14 protein-coding genes are annotated in these 14,523 nt (G+C 68.4%); 10 read left to right on the forward strand and 4 right to left on the reverse strand.

Going from position 1 to position 14,523, the window contains the following annotated elements:
• The first annotated feature begins 68 nt into the window (after positions 1 to 68).
• The 7 genes from RAMLITH_RS16565 to RAMLITH_RS16595 all read left to right on the forward strand — a co-directional run bounded on the left by RAMLITH_RS16565 (position 69) and on the right by RAMLITH_RS16595 (position 7,471).
• Positions 69 to 1,460: a sensor histidine kinase gene (locus tag RAMLITH_RS16565; RefSeq protein WP_168108547.1), complete on the forward strand. Its 1,392-nt coding sequence runs from the start codon at positions 69 to 71 to the stop codon at positions 1,458 to 1,460.
• A 52-nt stretch (positions 1,461 to 1,512) separates the two neighbouring features.
• Complete coding sequence (locus RAMLITH_RS16570; protein ID WP_168108548.1) at positions 1,513 to 2,754, forward strand: Bcr/CflA family efflux MFS transporter; 1,242 nt, start codon at positions 1,513 to 1,515, stop codon at positions 2,752 to 2,754.
• Positions 2,755 to 2,954: 200 nt separating this feature from the next.
• Positions 2,955 to 3,818, forward strand: coding sequence for a branched-chain amino acid ABC transporter permease (locus RAMLITH_RS16575; protein ID WP_168108549.1), 864 nt, complete (start codon positions 2,955 to 2,957; stop codon positions 3,816 to 3,818).
• Entirely contained in the window at positions 3,818 to 4,828 is a 1,011-nt protein-coding gene (locus tag RAMLITH_RS16580) for a branched-chain amino acid ABC transporter permease (protein ID WP_168108550.1), read from the forward strand. The genes RAMLITH_RS16575 and RAMLITH_RS16580 overlap by 1 nt, the downstream gene beginning before the upstream one ends.
• Complete coding sequence (locus RAMLITH_RS16585; RefSeq protein ID WP_168108551.1) at positions 4,821 to 5,585, forward strand: ATP-binding cassette domain-containing protein; 765 nt, start codon at positions 4,821 to 4,823, stop codon at positions 5,583 to 5,585. The genes RAMLITH_RS16580 and RAMLITH_RS16585 overlap by 8 nt, the downstream gene beginning before the upstream one ends.
• Entirely contained in the window at positions 5,572 to 6,279 is a 708-nt protein-coding gene (locus tag RAMLITH_RS16590) for an ABC transporter ATP-binding protein (protein ID WP_168108552.1), read from the forward strand. Before RAMLITH_RS16585 ends, RAMLITH_RS16590 begins: the two co-directional genes overlap by 14 nt.
• A gap of 25 nt (positions 6,280 to 6,304) precedes the next feature.
• Complete coding sequence (locus tag RAMLITH_RS16595) at positions 6,305 to 7,471, forward strand: ABC transporter substrate-binding protein (protein WP_168108553.1); 1,167 nt, start codon at positions 6,305 to 6,307, stop codon at positions 7,469 to 7,471.
• Between the two features lie 78 nt (positions 7,472 to 7,549).
• On the opposite strand, the gene RAMLITH_RS16600 is transcribed toward RAMLITH_RS16595, so the two are convergent.
• On the reverse strand, positions 7,550 to 9,298 hold the full coding sequence (locus RAMLITH_RS16600) for a DEAD/DEAH box helicase (RefSeq protein ID WP_168108554.1): 1,749 nt from the start codon (positions 9,296 to 9,298) through the stop codon (positions 7,550 to 7,552).
• Between the two features lie 210 nt (positions 9,299 to 9,508).
• Positions 9,509 to 10,108: an oligoribonuclease gene (gene orn, locus RAMLITH_RS16605; protein WP_168108555.1), complete on the reverse strand. Its 600-nt coding sequence runs from the start codon at positions 10,106 to 10,108 to the stop codon at positions 9,509 to 9,511.
• Between the two features lie 37 nt (positions 10,109 to 10,145).
• Between orn and RAMLITH_RS16610 the strand changes: the two genes are divergently transcribed.
• Genes RAMLITH_RS16610 through rsgA form a run of 3 tightly spaced genes read left to right on the forward strand, consistent with a single transcriptional unit; the run spans position 10,146 to position 12,692 of the window.
• The gene (locus RAMLITH_RS16610; protein WP_168108556.1) at positions 10,146 to 11,411 is read left to right on the forward strand and encodes a M48 family metallopeptidase; all 1,266 of its coding nucleotides are present in this window, start codon (positions 10,146 to 10,148) and stop codon (positions 11,409 to 11,411) included.
• Between the two features lie 17 nt (positions 11,412 to 11,428).
• Entirely contained in the window at positions 11,429 to 11,764 is a 336-nt protein-coding gene (locus RAMLITH_RS16615) for a 4a-hydroxytetrahydrobiopterin dehydratase (protein WP_168108557.1), read from the forward strand.
• A 10-nt stretch (positions 11,765 to 11,774) separates the two neighbouring features.
• On the forward strand, positions 11,775 to 12,692 hold the full coding sequence (gene rsgA / locus RAMLITH_RS16620) for a ribosome small subunit-dependent GTPase A (RefSeq protein ID WP_168108558.1): 918 nt from the start codon (positions 11,775 to 11,777) through the stop codon (positions 12,690 to 12,692).
• A gap of 27 nt (positions 12,693 to 12,719) precedes the next feature.
• On the opposite strand, the gene RAMLITH_RS16625 is transcribed toward rsgA, so the two are convergent.
• Both RAMLITH_RS16625 and RAMLITH_RS16630 read right to left on the reverse strand, forming a co-directional pair.
• Complete coding sequence (locus RAMLITH_RS16625; RefSeq protein WP_168108559.1) at positions 12,720 to 13,712, reverse strand: CobD/CbiB family protein; 993 nt, start codon at positions 13,710 to 13,712, stop codon at positions 12,720 to 12,722.
• A gap of 43 nt (positions 13,713 to 13,755) precedes the next feature.
• Positions 13,756 to 14,469 carry a CoA pyrophosphatase gene (locus RAMLITH_RS16630; RefSeq protein ID WP_168108560.1) on the reverse strand — a complete coding sequence of 238 codons (714 nt, stop codon included), beginning with the start codon at positions 14,467 to 14,469 and terminating at the stop codon, positions 13,756 to 13,758.
• Between the last annotated feature and the right edge of the window lie 54 nt (positions 14,470 to 14,523).

Consider the following 14,523-nt stretch of genomic DNA (forward strand, 5'->3'; position numbering starts at 1 on the left):
CCGTCGCAGCCCGCTGGCACGCAACCTGCATTCCCCGGGTCAGCCGGCTTGCGCCGGCCACCATCCGCATGAATCCCGACGAGCAACCGATCTTTCCCAACCGCCTGGCCGCGTCGCACCAGCCGGGCGCCTTCCCGGCGGTCGCTTGCCTGTCCTACCTCGTCGTCGGCACGCTGTGGATCTGGTACTCCGACCACGCCGGCGCCGCGCTCTTCACGAATGTCGAGCGCCTCACGCTGTTCCAGACCTACAAAGGTGCGCTCTTCGTCGCGGTCTCGGCGCTCTTCCTGTTCCTGTCCCTGCAGCTCGCGTATCGCATGCTCGACCGGCTGCCGGTCGTGGAGCGGCTGTTGCGCGACAGCCGGCGCCAGTACCTCGCCTCCGTCGAGCTGTCGCCCGACGGCGTGGTGGTGCACTGCGAGGGGCGGATCCTCCATGCCAACCAGCGCTTTCGCGAGATGCTCGGCATCGGGGAACAGGTGGCGCTGCAAGGGCTGCCCCTGGTGAGCCTGGTGCGCTCGGACGAGCAGGAGACGATCGAGACGCAGCTGAACCGCCTGTCCGCCGTCGCCGACGCCAGCATCCCGGTCGAGCTGACCATCCACGCCCCGGGCGGCAGGCAGGTCGAGGTCGAGCACGCGAGCCGCTCGGTGCGCGTGGGGAACCGCATCATCATCCAGACCCACTTGCGCGACCTGGGCATGCGCAACCAGGCCCGCCGCGAACTGGAACGGGCGAACCGCGAACTGGAACAGCGCGTCGAGGTACGAACCCGGGAAGTGCGGGCCGCGAACGAGGCCCTGACCTCGTTCAGCCACTCGGTCGCGCACGACCTGCGCGCGCCGGTGTCGCGCGTGGAAGGCTTTGCCCGTGCCCTGGACGCCGCCATGGCGCAGAACGACTGCGCCAAAGTGGCGCACTACACCGGCCGGATCCGCGCCAATGCCCAGCTGATGGAGCAGATGATCGACGGCCTGCTGAAACTCTCGCGGGCCGAGCGCGCCGAACTGGACGTCAAGCTCGTGGAGACGCGAGCGGTCGTGGAGCACGTGGTCCACGAACTCCTTCCCGCGGCGCCGGCCGGCCGGGTGCTGATCGGCGAACTGCCCGCCGTCCACGCGCATCACTGCACCTTCCAGCAGGTCTGGACCAACCTTCTCTCCAACGCGTTGAAGTACAGCACCGGTGCCGCGGACCCGACAGTGCGCGTCGCCGCGGAGGATCGCGGTGACGAACTCGTCTTCAGCGTCAGCGATCGCGGCATCGGCTTCGACCCGGCCGAGGCGGGAAACCTGTTCGGCCTCTTCCAGCGGTTGCCCGGCGCGGCCGGCTTTCCGGGCACCGGCATCGGGCTCACCGTGGTGCGCCGGATCGTCGAGCGGCACGGTGGCCGCGTGTGGGCCACCGGCCGGCCCGGCCACGGCGCCACGTTCTCCTTCTCGCTTCCGAAACAGAACTGACCGGGGCGCGGCCACCGGATCCGCCAGGCGCTGCGGATAGACTCGACGCCTCGTGAACCCCGATGCCGATCAACTCTGGCGCGCGCCGCGCTGGGCCCTTGCCGCGCTGCTTGCCCTGCTCGGCATGCTGGGGCCGTTCTCCATCGACACCTACATTCCGGCCTTCGCTGGCATCGCCCGCGCGCTCGACGCGTCGCCCGTGCAGATGCAGCAGACGCTGTCGGCCTACCTGTTCGGCTTCGCCTTCATGAACCTGTTCCACGGTGCGCTGGCCGACAGTTTCGGCCGGCGGCCGGTGGTGCTGTGGGGCATCGCGATGTTCACCGTCGCCTCCGCCGGCTGCGCGCTGTCGCAGACCATCGGCCAGCTCGTGCTGTTCCGCGGCCTGCAGGGCCTGTCCACCGGCGCCGGCATCGTCGTCTCGCGGGCCGTGATCCGCGACATGTTCCCGCCGGCGGAGGCGCAGAAGGTGATGAGCCAGGTCACCATCTATTTCGGCGTCGCGCCGGCCATCGCGCCGATCATCGGCGGCTGGCTGTTCGTGCATGCCGGCTGGCACAGCATCTTCTGGTTCCTCACCGGCGTCGGCATCGTCCTGTGGACGGCCAACTTCCGGCTGCTGCCCGAGACGCTGCACGTCACACAGCGCCAGCCGTTCAACGTGCGCAACCTGATGCAGGGCTACTGGCAGCTCGGATCCAGCCCGCGCTTCCTGCTGCTGGCGTTCGCCAGCGGCGTCCCGTTCAACGGGATGTTCCTCTACGTGCTGTCGGCGCCCGCCTTCCTCGGCGAGCACCTGCGGCTGGCGCCCACCGAGTTCTTCTGGTTCTTCGTGCTCACCATCAGCGGGATCATGGGCGGCGCGTGGGCGAGCGGGCGGCTGGCGGGCAAGATCGCGCCGCGGCGCCAGATCCGGCACGGCTTCGTGATCATGGTCGTGGTATCGCTCGCGAACGTCGCGGCGAACTTCGCCTTCGAGCCGCACCCGGGCTGGGCATTGCTGCCGATCGCCATCTTCGCGTTCGGCTGGGCGCTGATGGTGCCGGTCGTCACGCTGCTGGTGCTGGACCTGTATCCCGAACGGCGCGGGCTCGCGTCGTCGCTGCAGGCGGTGATCGGCTCCACCGCCAACGGGCTGGTCGCCGGCGCCATCGCCCCGCTCGTGATGCACTCCACCCGCGCGCTCGCCCTGGCGTCGCTGGCGATGATGTCGATCGGCCTCGTCGCATGGGTCTGGGTGAAGCAGTACGCACCGGAAATCGGACGCCTGCACGCGGGCCATCCCGCCCAGTAAGAAGAACGGCAGCGCGGGAGGCACCTGCGCGACACCGCGGCGGCCCGCGGCATTGGGACTTTCCCTCTGGAGTTCCGCCGTGCAGCACGGCGCGTTGATCGGGCACGTGCACGGCGGCTACAGTGGCGCGGCCGCCCTTCGCGGTTTCGATCGCACCGCTTCACCGTCGCTCGCGCCCACGCCGTCACGCCGTTCTTCCCATGGATCTCTTTCTTCAACAAGTCCTCAACGGGCTGACGCTGGGGGGCATCTACAGCCTCGTGGCGCTCGGGCTCACGCTGGTCTACGGCATCCTGCACGTGCCGAACTTCGCCCACGGCGCCTTCTACATGGCCGGCGCGTTCGCGTCGTTCCACCTGATGAAGGTGTACGGCTTCAACTACTGGCTGGCGATGCTCGGCTCGGCGCTGTTCGTCGCCGTGATCGCGACGCTGGCCGAGCGGCTCGTGTTCCATCCGCTGCGCAAGGCTTCGGGGCTGCACCCCATGATCGCCGCGATCGGCGTGCTGCTGTTCCTGGAAGCCGGCGCCCAGGCGATCTGGGGCGCCGACTTCCACCGGCTGCAGACGCCGTACACGGGCATCCTGGACCTGGGCGGCGTCACGGCCCCGGTGCAGCGGCTGCTGATCATCGGCGCGGCGTTCACGCTGATGGTGGTGCTGCACCTGTTCCTGCGCAAGACCGTGACCGGCTCGACCATCATCGCGATGGCCCAGAACCGCGACGGCGCGTCCCTGGTCGGCATCGACGCCAACCGCGTCGCGATGCTGACGTTCGCGATCTCGGGCATGCTCGCCGCAGTCGCGGCCACCTTGTATGCGCCGATCAACCTGGTCTATCCGGCGATGGGCCACCTGGTGATCACCAAGGCCTTCGTCATCATCATCCTGGGCGGGATGGGCAGCGTGCCCGGCGCCATCGTCGGCGGCCTGATCATCGGGTTCGCCGAGAGCTTCGGGGCCTTCTACATCTCGACCGACTACAAGGACATCATCGCCTTCGTGCTGCTGGTGGTGATCCTGTCGCTGCGCCCCGAAGGGCTGTTCACGAAGGGGGCGAACTGATGAAGTACCTCACCGGCAAGCCCGGCTGGCTGCTGCTGCTGGCGCTCGGCCTCGCCTTCCCGTTCTTCGCGAAAAACGACTACCACCTCACGGTGATGTCCACCGCCTACATCTTCGCCATCGCCACCCTGGGTTTGAACCTGATCACCGGCTACACCGGGCAGTTCAACCTCGCGCACAGCGGTTTCATGGCCGTCGGCGCATACACCGTCGGCATCCTCACGGTGGACTACCAGGTGCCGTTCTGGATCGCGTTCGTCCTCTCCGGCGTGGTGGCGGCCTTCCTGGGCATCTTCATCGGCCTGGTGTCGCTGCGGCTCAAGGGCCACTACTTCTCGATCTTCACGATGTGCGTCGGCTACATCATGTTCCTGGTGATCGAGAAGTGGGAGAGCCTGACCCACGGCACGGTAGGCATCATCGGCATCCCGGCGCCCACGGGCGTCGGCTCGTTCACCTTCGACACGCCGCGGTCCCTGTACTACCTGGTGTTCTTCTTCCTGGTGCTGGGCACCTGGGTGATGCACCGCATCGCCACTTCGCTGCTGGGCCGCACGTTCGTCGCCATCCGCAACAGCGACAACCTGGCCGAATCGCTGGGCATCGACCTGATGCGCAACAAGCTGCTGGCCTTCCTGCTGTCGGTGTTCTATGCGGGCCTCGCCGGCGGCCTGTATGCCGGCTTCGTGCGCTTTCTCGGCCCCGGCATCGCCGGCATCGAGCACACCTTCGACATGACCATGTACATGCTGATCGGCGGACTGGGCACCTTGCTCGGGCCGCTGCTGGGCGCGTTGTCCGTGCCGTGGCTGACGCAGTACCTGCAGTTCCTGCAGGAGTACCGCTTCATCGTCTTCGGCCCGATCCTGGTCCTGCTGGTGATCTTCGTCCCGCACGGCATAGTCGGCACTTACATGGGCTGGCGCGCCCGCCGCGAGGCAGGAGCGATCGCGCCCAGGTCCGAGGCCGCGCTGGCGGCCAAGACCCAACCGGAGGCCGGCCGTGCTTGAAGTGCGCAACCTGACCAAGCGCTACGGCGGTCTGTCCGCCGTGAGCGAAGTGACCACCACGATCGAGAAGGGCAGGATCCACGCGGTCATCGGCCCCAACGGCGCCGGCAAGACCACGTTCTTCAACCTGATCAGCGGCGCGCAGCGCGCCACGGCCGGCTCGATCGTGTTCGAAGGCCAGGACGTCACCGGCCTGCGCGCCGACCAGGTGGCGCGGCTGGGGATCTCGCGGACGTTCCAGACGACATCCCTCTTCGACATGGCCAGCGTCGTCGACAACCTGATCGTCGGCCACCGCCTGCGCACCCGCTCGGGCCTGCTGGACGTGCTGGTGAATTCGCCCCGGCTGCGCCGCGAGGAAGCGTTGTGCCGGCAAAAGGCGCGGGAGGCGCTGGACTTCGTGGGACTCTCGCACGTCGCCAACCGCATGGCGGGCGACATCTCGCAGGAGGAGCGCAAGCGCGTCGCCTTCGCGCTCGCCATCGCCACCGAGCCGCGCCTGGTGCTGCTGGACGAGCCGGCTGGCGGCGTGAATCCCGAGGAGACCGTTGGACTCGCGGACCTCATTCGCAAGATGGTGCGCCACGGCCTCACCGTGTGCCTGGTGGAACACAAGATGGACATGATCATGAGCCTGGCGGACCGCATCACGGTCCTGAATTACGGCGAAAAGATCGCCGAAGGCACGCCGGCCGAGATCCGTGCCAACCCCGCCGTGATCGACGCCTACCTGGGGAGCGAGCATGCTGACGTTTGAGAACGTTTCCCAGCATTACGGGAGCTTTCGCGCGCTGCACGGGGTGACGCTGAACGCCAAGGAAGGCGAACTGGTGGTCCTGCTCGGCGCCAACGGCGCCGGCAAGAGCACGATCTTCCTCACGGCCAGCGGGCTGCCGAAGGCCACCGGCGGCAGCATCCGCTTCCGCAACCAGGAACTGGTGGGCATGAAGCCCTCGCAGATCGTGCAGCAGGGCATCGTCCACTGCCCGGAGGGTCGCAAGCTCTTCCCGCAGATGTCGGTGCTGAAGAACCTGATGCTGGGCGCCTACGTGCACCGCCGCGACCGCGCCGGCAACCAGAAGATGCTGGACGAGGTGTTCAAGCTCTTTCCGATCCTCGCCGAGCGCCGCGAGCAGGCCGCCGGCTCGCTCTCGGGCGGGCAGCAGCAGATGGTGGCGATCGGCCGGGCGATGATGGGCCGGCCCAAGGCGCTGCTGCTCGACGAGCCCTCGCTGGGCCTCGCCCCGCTGGTCGTCAAGCAGGTGTTCGAGGTGATCCAGCGCATCAACCGCGCCGGCACCACCGTGCTGCTTGCCGAGCAGAACGCCTACGCGGCGCTGAAGATCGCGCACCGTGCCTACGTGATCGAGGGCGGCCGCATCGTGCTGGAGGGCGACCCCGCCAGCCTCATGAACGACCAGGCCGTGCGCAAGGCGTACATCGGCGCCTGACCATTCTTTCCAACGCAAGGAGACCGTGAAAGTGAAATCATCCCTGAAGCGCCTCGCCGCAGCCGCCGCCACCACCGCTGCCCTGGCGAGCGTCCCCGCGCTCGCGCAGGAAGTCGTGAAGATCGGCTACTCGGGCCCGCTGTCCGGCGGCGCCGCGCTGTACGGCAAGAACGTCCTCGACGGCATGCAGATGGCTGCCGCCGAGGTCAACGCCGCCGGCTTCGAAGTGGCCGGCAAGAAGTACAAGCTGGAGATCGTCCCGCTCGACGACAAGTACAACCCGAGCGAGACCGCGATCAACGCCCAGCGGCTGGTGCAGGAGCACAAGACGCCGGCGATCCTGGTGCCGCATTCGGGCGGGAGCTTCGCGCTGCAGACCAACAACGAGGCGCAGAAGTACCTGCTGCTGTCGTACACCAGCGTGCCGCAGGTGACCGCGCGCGGCAACAAGCTGACGCTGCGCATCCCGCCCGAGTTCACCGGCTACATCGGGCCGTTCACCAAGTACGCGATGGGCAAGTACGGCAAGAACGTGGCGATCGCCAATGCGGATCACGACTACGCCAAGGCCTGGACCGCCGCGTTCAAGCCGGCCTGGGAAGCCGCTGGTGGCAAGGTCGTCGCCGAGAACCCGATGTCGTACAACCGCGCGACGGACTTCTACAGCGGCGTGAGCCGCGTGCTGGCCTCCAAGCCGGACGTGCTGTTCATCGGCGGCGCCTCCGAGCCGACCGGCCTGGTCGTCAAGCAGGCGCGTGAGCTCGGCTTCAAGGGCGGCTTCGTCATCATCGACCAGGCCAAGATGGACGAGATCAGCCAGGTGACCGGCGGCTATGGTCCGCTGGAAGGCTCCATCGGCGTGCTGCCGGTGGTGGACGACCCGGCGCCGGTGACCAAGGCGTTCGTCGAGCGCTTCCGCAAGGCGTACCCGGGTCGCAATCCGAGTTCCGAGGTGTCGCTGAACTACACCGCCGTGCACGCGACCGTGCAGGCGATGAAGCTGGCCGCCACCGTGAGCGACGCCGCGAAGATCCGCGCGAACCTGGACAAGGCGATGAAGGCCCTGCCGGACCAGTACAACCCGCACGGGCTGGACGGGGTGGACGAGCGCGGTGGCTCGCTGGCGAACACCCGCGTCGCCACCGTCGAGGGTGGCAAGGTCAAGGAGCGCGCGCTGCGCGACTTCAAGTAAGGCGCTCCGGGCCCGCGGCAGACGGGCATCAGGCAAAAAGCCGGCATCGCTGCCGGCTTTTTCACTGGTTGGCGCCGATCAGGCCGCCTTGTACGGCCGCTTCTTCAGATCGCGCGGCACGAACACCTTGCCGCCGTTGCCCAGCCGGGCCGGCTGGTCGAAGGTGGCGCGGCGCGGCCCGCCATCGCCGTGGCGCGCCGCCGCTTCGTGGCGGCCGGCCGGAAAGCGAGGATCGAAGCCGCCCTTGCGCGGGTCGGCAAAGCGGTCGCGCTCGCGGCCACCCTGGCCGCCGAAGCCGCCGCCGGCGTGCCGCGCACCATCGAACGGACCGCGCGCCTGGCGCTCGGCATCGAACGGGCCGCGCGCCTGGCGGTCACCGAAGCCCTTGCGCGGCGCGCCGAACTTGCGATCGCGCGATGGCGTTTCGCGGCCACGTCCGAAGTCGCCACGCCCGCCCTGGGGCGCACGCTGCTGCGGCTCGAGTCCGGGAATCTGCTCGGGCTTGAACTGCTGCCGGGTGTAGGCTTCGATGTCGAAGATCTTGCGCCGGTCGCGGAACTCGGCAAACGTCACGGCCAGGCCGTCGCGGCCCGCACGGCCGGTGCGGCCGATGCGGTGCGTGTAGTCCTCGGCCTTCATCGGCAGCCCGTAGTTGAAGACGTGCGTGATGGTCGGCACGTCGATGCCGCGCGCGGCCACGTCCGTGGCCACCAGCACCTGCACCTGGCCGTTGCGCAGCGCCATCAGGCGCCGGTTGCGCAGGCCCTGGCTCAGCGCGCCATGCAGCGCCACGGCGTCGAAGCCGGCCTGCTGCAGGTCGCCCGCAAGCCCATCGCACTCGACCTGGGTGCTGGCGAACACGATCGCCTGGTTGATCGACGTGTCGCGCAGCCAGTGATCGAGCAGCTTGCGCTTGTGCTGCGGGTTGTCCGCCCAGAACAGCACCTGCTTGATGTTGACGTGCTTTTCCTGCGGGTTGTCGATCTGCACGCGGCGCGGCTGACGCATCACGCGGGCCGCGAGTTGCTGGATGCGCGGCGCGAAGGTGGCGCTGAACATCATCGTCTGCTGGCGCTCGATGGTGAGCTGGTTCACTTCGGCCAGGTCGTCGGCGAAGCCCAGGTCCAGCATCCGGTCGGCCTCGTCGACCACCAGGAACTGCACCTTGTCGAGCTTGATCTGCGACGAGCGCTGCAGGTCCAGCAGGCGGCCTGGCGTCGCCACCACGAGGTCGGCGTTCTGCAGCTTCGCGATCTGCATCTGGTACGGCATGCCGCCCACCACGTTGGCGATCCGCAGCCCCTTGCAGTGCTTGACCAGGTCGATGGCGTCGTGCGCGACCTGCTGCGCGAGTTCGCGCGTCGGGCACAGGATCAGCGCGCCGGGCGTCGCGGCCTTGAAGTTGCGCGGGCTGGTCGGGTCCTTGCGCTTGGCGCGCTTCGGGGCAGGCTCGCCCCTGGCCGCGGCTTCGGCCGCCGCGCGCTCGTACTCGGCGCGCTCGGCGGCGCGGGCCGCTTCCTGCTGGCGCAGCAGCGTGTGCAGCACCGGCAGCAGGAAGGCCACGGTCTTGCCGCTGCCGGTCTGGCTGGAGACCATCAGGTCGGTGAAGCCGGCGGCTTCGTCGTCCGCGGGCATGGCCTGCGGGATGGTTTCTTCCTGGACGCGGGTCGGCTGGGTGAAGCCCAGGTCGTCCAGCGCACGCAGCAGCTCGGGCTCCAGGCCCATCTTCAGGAAGCCGTTGGGGGCCAGGGCGACGGCCGCGCCGTCGATGGTGATGTCGTCCTGCGCAGGCAAAGCGTCGCCGCGCACGTCAATCGTGTCGTTCATGAATGCTCACACGCACACGCCGCCGGGATGGGCGGTCGCGGTCGTCAATGGTTAAAAAACATCAACCATCAGACGACGTTCAGGCCGCGAAGGCACTGCGGGCTCCAGCTTGTGTGCTGTGTCGGCCGGAAAACCGGCCGGGCGAGCCAATGTGTGAAGGGAGATGCACGAGGGCTGCGAAGTGCAGCCAAGCCCGCTATTGTCGCACAGTCAGGGTTTTCCTGCAGGCGGCTGCGGACTTTCGAGCCGCAGGAAGTGTTCGCGGTAGTGCGCGAGCTCGTCGATCGACTCGTGGACGTCGGCCAGCGCCGTATGCTTCTGTGCCTTCTTGAAGGAGTTGCACAGGTCCGGCCGCCAGCGCTTGGCCAGCTCCTTGATCGTGCTGACGTCGACGTTGCGGTAGTGGAAGAAGGCTTCCAGCTTCGGCATGTACTTCACGAGGAAGCGCCGGTCCTGGCTGATGCTGTTGCCGCACATCGGCACCGCGTTCTTCGGCGCATAGCGCGCGATGAAATCCAGGACCTCCTGCTCAGCCTCGGCTTCGGTCACGGTGGAAGCCTTCACCTTGTCGATGAGGCCGCTGCGGCCGTGGGTGCCCTTGTTCCAGGCGTCCATCCGGTCGAGCTGCTCGTCGCTCTGGTGGATGGCGAAGACGGGGCCTTCCACGCGGGGGCTGAGTTCGGGACCGGTGACAATGACCGCGATCTCGATCAGCCGATCGTTCTCGGGGTCCAGCCCCGTCATTTCGCAGTCGAGCCAGATGAGGTTCTGATCGCTCTTGGCCAGAGCCGGCAATAGGGTGTCGGACATCCTTGCAATTGTCGCCGATGGCCTAAACTCGCCCGCAATGCAAGCCAATGCCTCCTCCACGCTGACCCTCGCATTCGCCGTATTCCTGCTGGCGGGGCTGGCGGTGAAATTCTGGCTCGCCACGCGGCAGGTCCGCCATGTCGCGGGCCACCGCGGCAGCGTTCCCCCGATGTTCCAGTCCACGGTGAGCCTTTCGGCGCACCAGAAGGCGGCCGACTACACCATCGCGAAAACGCGCTTCGGCCTGCTCGAACTCGCTTTCGGCGCGGCCGTGCTCCTCGGGTGGACGCTGCTGGGCGGGCTCGACGCGTTGAACCGGTCGCTGCTCGACTGGCTCGGCCCCGGCATGACGCAGCAACTGGCGCTGATGGGCGCCTTCGCGGCGATCGGCGGCCTGCTGGAACTGCCGTTCGCGCTGTACCAGACCTTCGTCATCGAGGAGCGCTTCGGCTTCAACAAGATGAGCCTGAAGCTGTGGCTGGCCGACCTCGCGAAATCCACGGCCGTCGGCGCCGCGATCGGACTGCCCATCGCGGCGCTGATCCTGTGGCTGATGGGCGCGACCGGCCGCTACTGGTGGTTGTGGGCATGGGCCGTGTGGATGGCCTTCAACCTGCTGCTGCTGGTGATCTATCCGACCTTCATCGCCCCGCTCTTCAACAAGTTCCGCCCGCTCGAGGACGAATCGCTGAAGGCGCGCGTCACCGAGCTGATGCAGCGCTGCGGATTCGCGGCCAAGGGGCTGTTCGTCATGGACGGCAGCAAGCGCAGCGCGCATGCCAATGCCTATTTCACCGGCTTCGGCGCCGCCAAGCGCGTGGTCTTCTACGACACGTTGCTGGCCAAGCTGTCGCCGGGCGAAGTCGATGCCGTGCTCGCCCACGAGCTGGGCCACTACAAGCACAAGCACATCGTCAAGCGCATCGGCGCGCTGTTCGCGCTGAGCCTGGCCGGGTTCGCGCTGCTAGGATGGCTCTCGACGCAGGTCTGGTTCTACACGGGCCTGGGCGTGCGGCCGAACCTCGACGGCGGCAACGACGCCCTGGCCCTGCTGTTGTTCCTGCTGGCCGTGCCGGTGTTCTCGTTCTTCCTGTCGCCGCTGATGGCGCTGGTGTCGCGCCGCCACGAGTTCGAGGCCGACGCTTATGCCGTGCAGCAGACCAGCGGGCTGGATCTCTCCAGCGCCCTGCTGAAACTGTACGAGGACAACGCCTCGACGCTCACGCCCGATCCGGTCTTCGTCAAGTTCTATTACTCGCACCCGCCGGCGTCGGAGCGATTGGCGCGGATGGCGCCGGCCTGAAGCGAATAGAGCCGGCGATGGCGAGCATGCTGAAGAAGAAGGATTGGTCCAAGGTGGCGCGCCGGGCGCTCGGGCCGACCCAGGTCGTCAGCCGCCTTTCGTCGCTGGACGGCTGGCAACTCACCGGCGACGGCCCGGACGTTGCCATCGAGAAGGCCTACCGCTTCGCGAACTGGCACGAGACCATGTCGTTCGTGAATGCCGTGGCCTTCATCGCGCACGCGCAGGATCACCATCCCGAGCTGTCGGTCCGCTACGACCGCTGCGTCGTGCGTTTCAGCACCCACGACGTCAAGGGCCTCTCGGACACCGACTTCGAATGCGCGGCGCAGGTCGACGCGCTGCTGGCGTGAAGGGGCGCGTTTGAGCCCGGGCAATCCGCTGCAGCCGGGGCTGGTGGTCGCCAGCCACGGCCGGCACTGCCTGGTGGAAGCGCCGGATGGCACCCGGCTGATCTGCCACCCGCGCGGCAAGAAGAGCCAGGCCGTCGTCGGCGACCGGGTGCTCTGGCAGGGCTCGCACGACGAAGGGACGATCGAGCGCGTGCAGGAGCGGCGCAACCTGTTCTATCGCCAGGACGAGGTCCGGACGAAGTCCTTCGCCGCCAACCTGGACCAGGTCCTGATCCTGGTCGCGGCCGAACCCGAATTCTCCGAGCACCAGCTGGCGCGCGCGCTGATTGCCGCCGAAGCCGAGGGGATCAAGCCGCTGATCGCGCTGAACAAGAGCGACCTGGTCGAGCCGTTCGAGCGGGCCTGGGCCCGGCTGCTGCCGTACCAGCGGATGCACTACGGCGTGCTCCCGCTCTCCCTGCGGCTCTCCGGCGACGTCGACCGCGCCAAGCTGCTCGCGCTGATGCAAGGCAGGACGACGCTGGTGCTGGGCCCGTCGGGCGCCGGCAAGAGCACGCTGATCAACCTGCTGGTGCCGGGTGCCGCGGCGCAGACCGGAGAGATCTCGAAGGCGCTGCAGTCCGGCAAGCACACGACGACCACGACGACCTGGTACTGGGTGGACGCCGAGCGCCGCACCGCCCTCATCGATTCGCCCGGTTTCCAGGAATTCGGACTGCACCACATCGAGCCGACCCGGCTCGCCGCCTGCATGCCCGACCTCAAGGCCCACCTGGGCGACTGCAGGTTCTACAACTGCACCCATCTGCACGAGCCCGGCTGCGGCGTGATCCCCAGCGTCGGCGCCGCCGGCGACGGCGGCATCTCGCCGTCGCGCTACCGGATCTACCAGGATCTGTTCGCGGAGCTGTCGCAGCCCCGGTTCTAGACGCTCGCGGCGGCGGGCCGCCCCGGTTCAGCCCAGCAGCCGCGCCAGCGTCAGCAGCGCCAGCAGCACCATCCACAGCACCACCGATCGCCATACCAGGCCGACGATGCTGCGCAGGTGCGCGACTTCGGCCTCGCGCCCCGGGGTGCTCTCGGTATCGACCATGCCTTCCACGCCGCTGGTGCGGAATGCCTGGGGCGCGCCGGCGGGATAGGCCGACTTCAGCGCCTCGCCGCCGAGCCGCACGTTCACCGCGCCCGACGTCGCGGCAAGGATCACGCCGTCGTTGTCGTTGGGGAACCGCTGCGCGTAGTTGCGCCAGCAATCGATCGCGTCCTCGAAGCTGCCGACCACCGCGAAGGCCAGCGCGGTGATGCGCGCCGGCAGCCAGTCGATGGCGGCCCATGCCTTGGCCGCCGTCGTCTGCAATGCGGGGCTGGCCGGCTGGCTGTGCACCTGCGCCCGATGGCGCCAGTACCGGGCGACGAACTCGCTCATGCGATAGAGCACCGGCCCCGCCGGCCCCAGGCCGAAGGCGGCCAGCACCGAAAACCACGCGAGGACGCCGAACACGTGGCGGTGGGCGGCCAGCACCGAATACTCGATCACGTGGCGCACGATCTCGCTGCGCGGCAGTTCGCTGGCATCGACCTGCTGCCATTCCGCCAGGAGCTGCCGGGCCTGCGCTTCGTCGCCTCCGTCCAGGGCGTCCCTGATCGCGGTGAAGTGGTGGCTGAACTGGCGGAAACCGAGCGTCACGTACAGCACCGCCACGCTCCACAACACCGCGAACGGCCACCCGGCCAGCAACGTCAGGGCCCAGTGCACGCCCAGCGCCAGCAGCGCCGGCACCACCACGGCCAGCGTCCAGGCGACCACCGCATGCTGCCGCTTGCCGGTGTCGAAGTTGCGGCTGACCGAGCGCGCCCACACCCGCAAGCCGGCGTGGATCGGGTTGTGGCGGGCGAGCGGGCGCACCTGTTCGATCAGCAGCGCGAACAGGATGGCGAAAAAGCTCATTCGCCAATGATACGGGCAGCCGCAAGGCTCCCCCTGGCAGCGCTCAGGCGATCAGGAAGCGGTAGAAATTGCGCAGCATGGCGGCCGTGGCGCCCCAGACGAAGCGCTCGACCTCGCCCTCGCGGTACGGCATGGAGATCCACTCGCGGCGCACGCCCCCGACCTCGATGGCATGCCGGCGATGGTGCGCCGGGTTCATCAGGAACTCGAGCGGCACCTCGAAGGCGTCCGCGACTTCGAAGGCGTTCAGCGTGAGCCGGTGCCGCGGGTCCACCAGGCCGATCACCGGCGTGATGATGAACTGGCTGCCCGTCGTATAAGTGGGCAGCCGCCCCACCACCTCCACCAGTTCCGGGGCGAGTCCGATCTCCTCCTGCGCCTCGCGCAACGCGGTGTGCGCCTCGTCGGTGTCGGTGTCGTCGCGCTTGCCGCCGGGGAAGGCGACCTGCCCCGAATGCGTCGACAGGTGCGTGGTGCGCTCGGTGAGCAGCACCATCGGCCGCTCCCGCATCACGATCGGCACCAGGACCGAGGCCAGGGCCGGCGCGCGGTCGGCGAAGCGGCGCTCCGTCGACAGTTCCGGCTGCCAGTCGGGCGGTGCCTGGAAACGCGCCCGCAGCGCCTGCGGCTGCAGCGCCGGCGCGCTCACGGGCGGCAGGTGCGCGTCCACCCCGAGCACCGGCACTTCGCGCGGGTCGAAGTTCGGCAGCTTGGACAGCGGCAGGTGGGCGGGGGCCGGATTGATGGGTGGCGACATGTCGGGCCGGAATGAAAAAGGCCGCCTTCAGCGCGTGGCTGCGGCGGCCCGTTC

The sequence above is a fragment of the Ramlibacter lithotrophicus genome (assembly GCF_012184415.1).
Taxonomy (GTDB): Bacteria; Pseudomonadota; Gammaproteobacteria; order Burkholderiales; family Burkholderiaceae_C; genus Ramlibacter; species Ramlibacter lithotrophicus.

Excerpts from the sequence above, each read along its gene's own strand:
- RAMLITH_RS16580 (WP_168108550.1), top strand. The coding sequence starts at position 3,818 with ATGAAGTACCTCACCGGCAAGCCCGGCTGGCTGCTGCTGCTGGCGCTC.
- RAMLITH_RS16625 (WP_168108559.1), bottom strand. The coding sequence starts at position 13,712 with ATGAGCTTTTTCGCCATCCTGTTCGCGCTGCTGATCGAACAGGTGCGC.
- RAMLITH_RS16630 (WP_168108560.1), bottom strand. The coding sequence starts at position 14,469 with ATGTCGCCACCCATCAATCCGGCCCCCGCCCACCTGCCGCTGTCCAAG.
- orn (WP_168108555.1), bottom strand. The coding sequence starts at position 10,108 with ATGTCCGACACCCTATTGCCGGCTCTGGCCAAGAGCGATCAGAACCTC.
- RAMLITH_RS16615 (WP_168108557.1), top strand. The coding sequence starts at position 11,429 with ATGGCGAGCATGCTGAAGAAGAAGGATTGGTCCAAGGTGGCGCGCCGG.
- RAMLITH_RS16590 (WP_168108552.1), top strand. The coding sequence starts at position 5,572 with ATGCTGACGTTTGAGAACGTTTCCCAGCATTACGGGAGCTTTCGCGCG.
- RAMLITH_RS16600 (WP_168108554.1), bottom strand. The coding sequence starts at position 9,298 with ATGAACGACACGATTGACGTGCGCGGCGACGCTTTGCCTGCGCAGGAC.
- RAMLITH_RS16610 (WP_168108556.1), top strand. The coding sequence starts at position 10,146 with ATGCAAGCCAATGCCTCCTCCACGCTGACCCTCGCATTCGCCGTATTC.
- RAMLITH_RS16565 (WP_168108547.1), top strand. The coding sequence starts at position 69 with ATGAATCCCGACGAGCAACCGATCTTTCCCAACCGCCTGGCCGCGTCG.
- RAMLITH_RS16575 (WP_168108549.1), top strand. The coding sequence starts at position 2,955 with ATGGATCTCTTTCTTCAACAAGTCCTCAACGGGCTGACGCTGGGGGGC.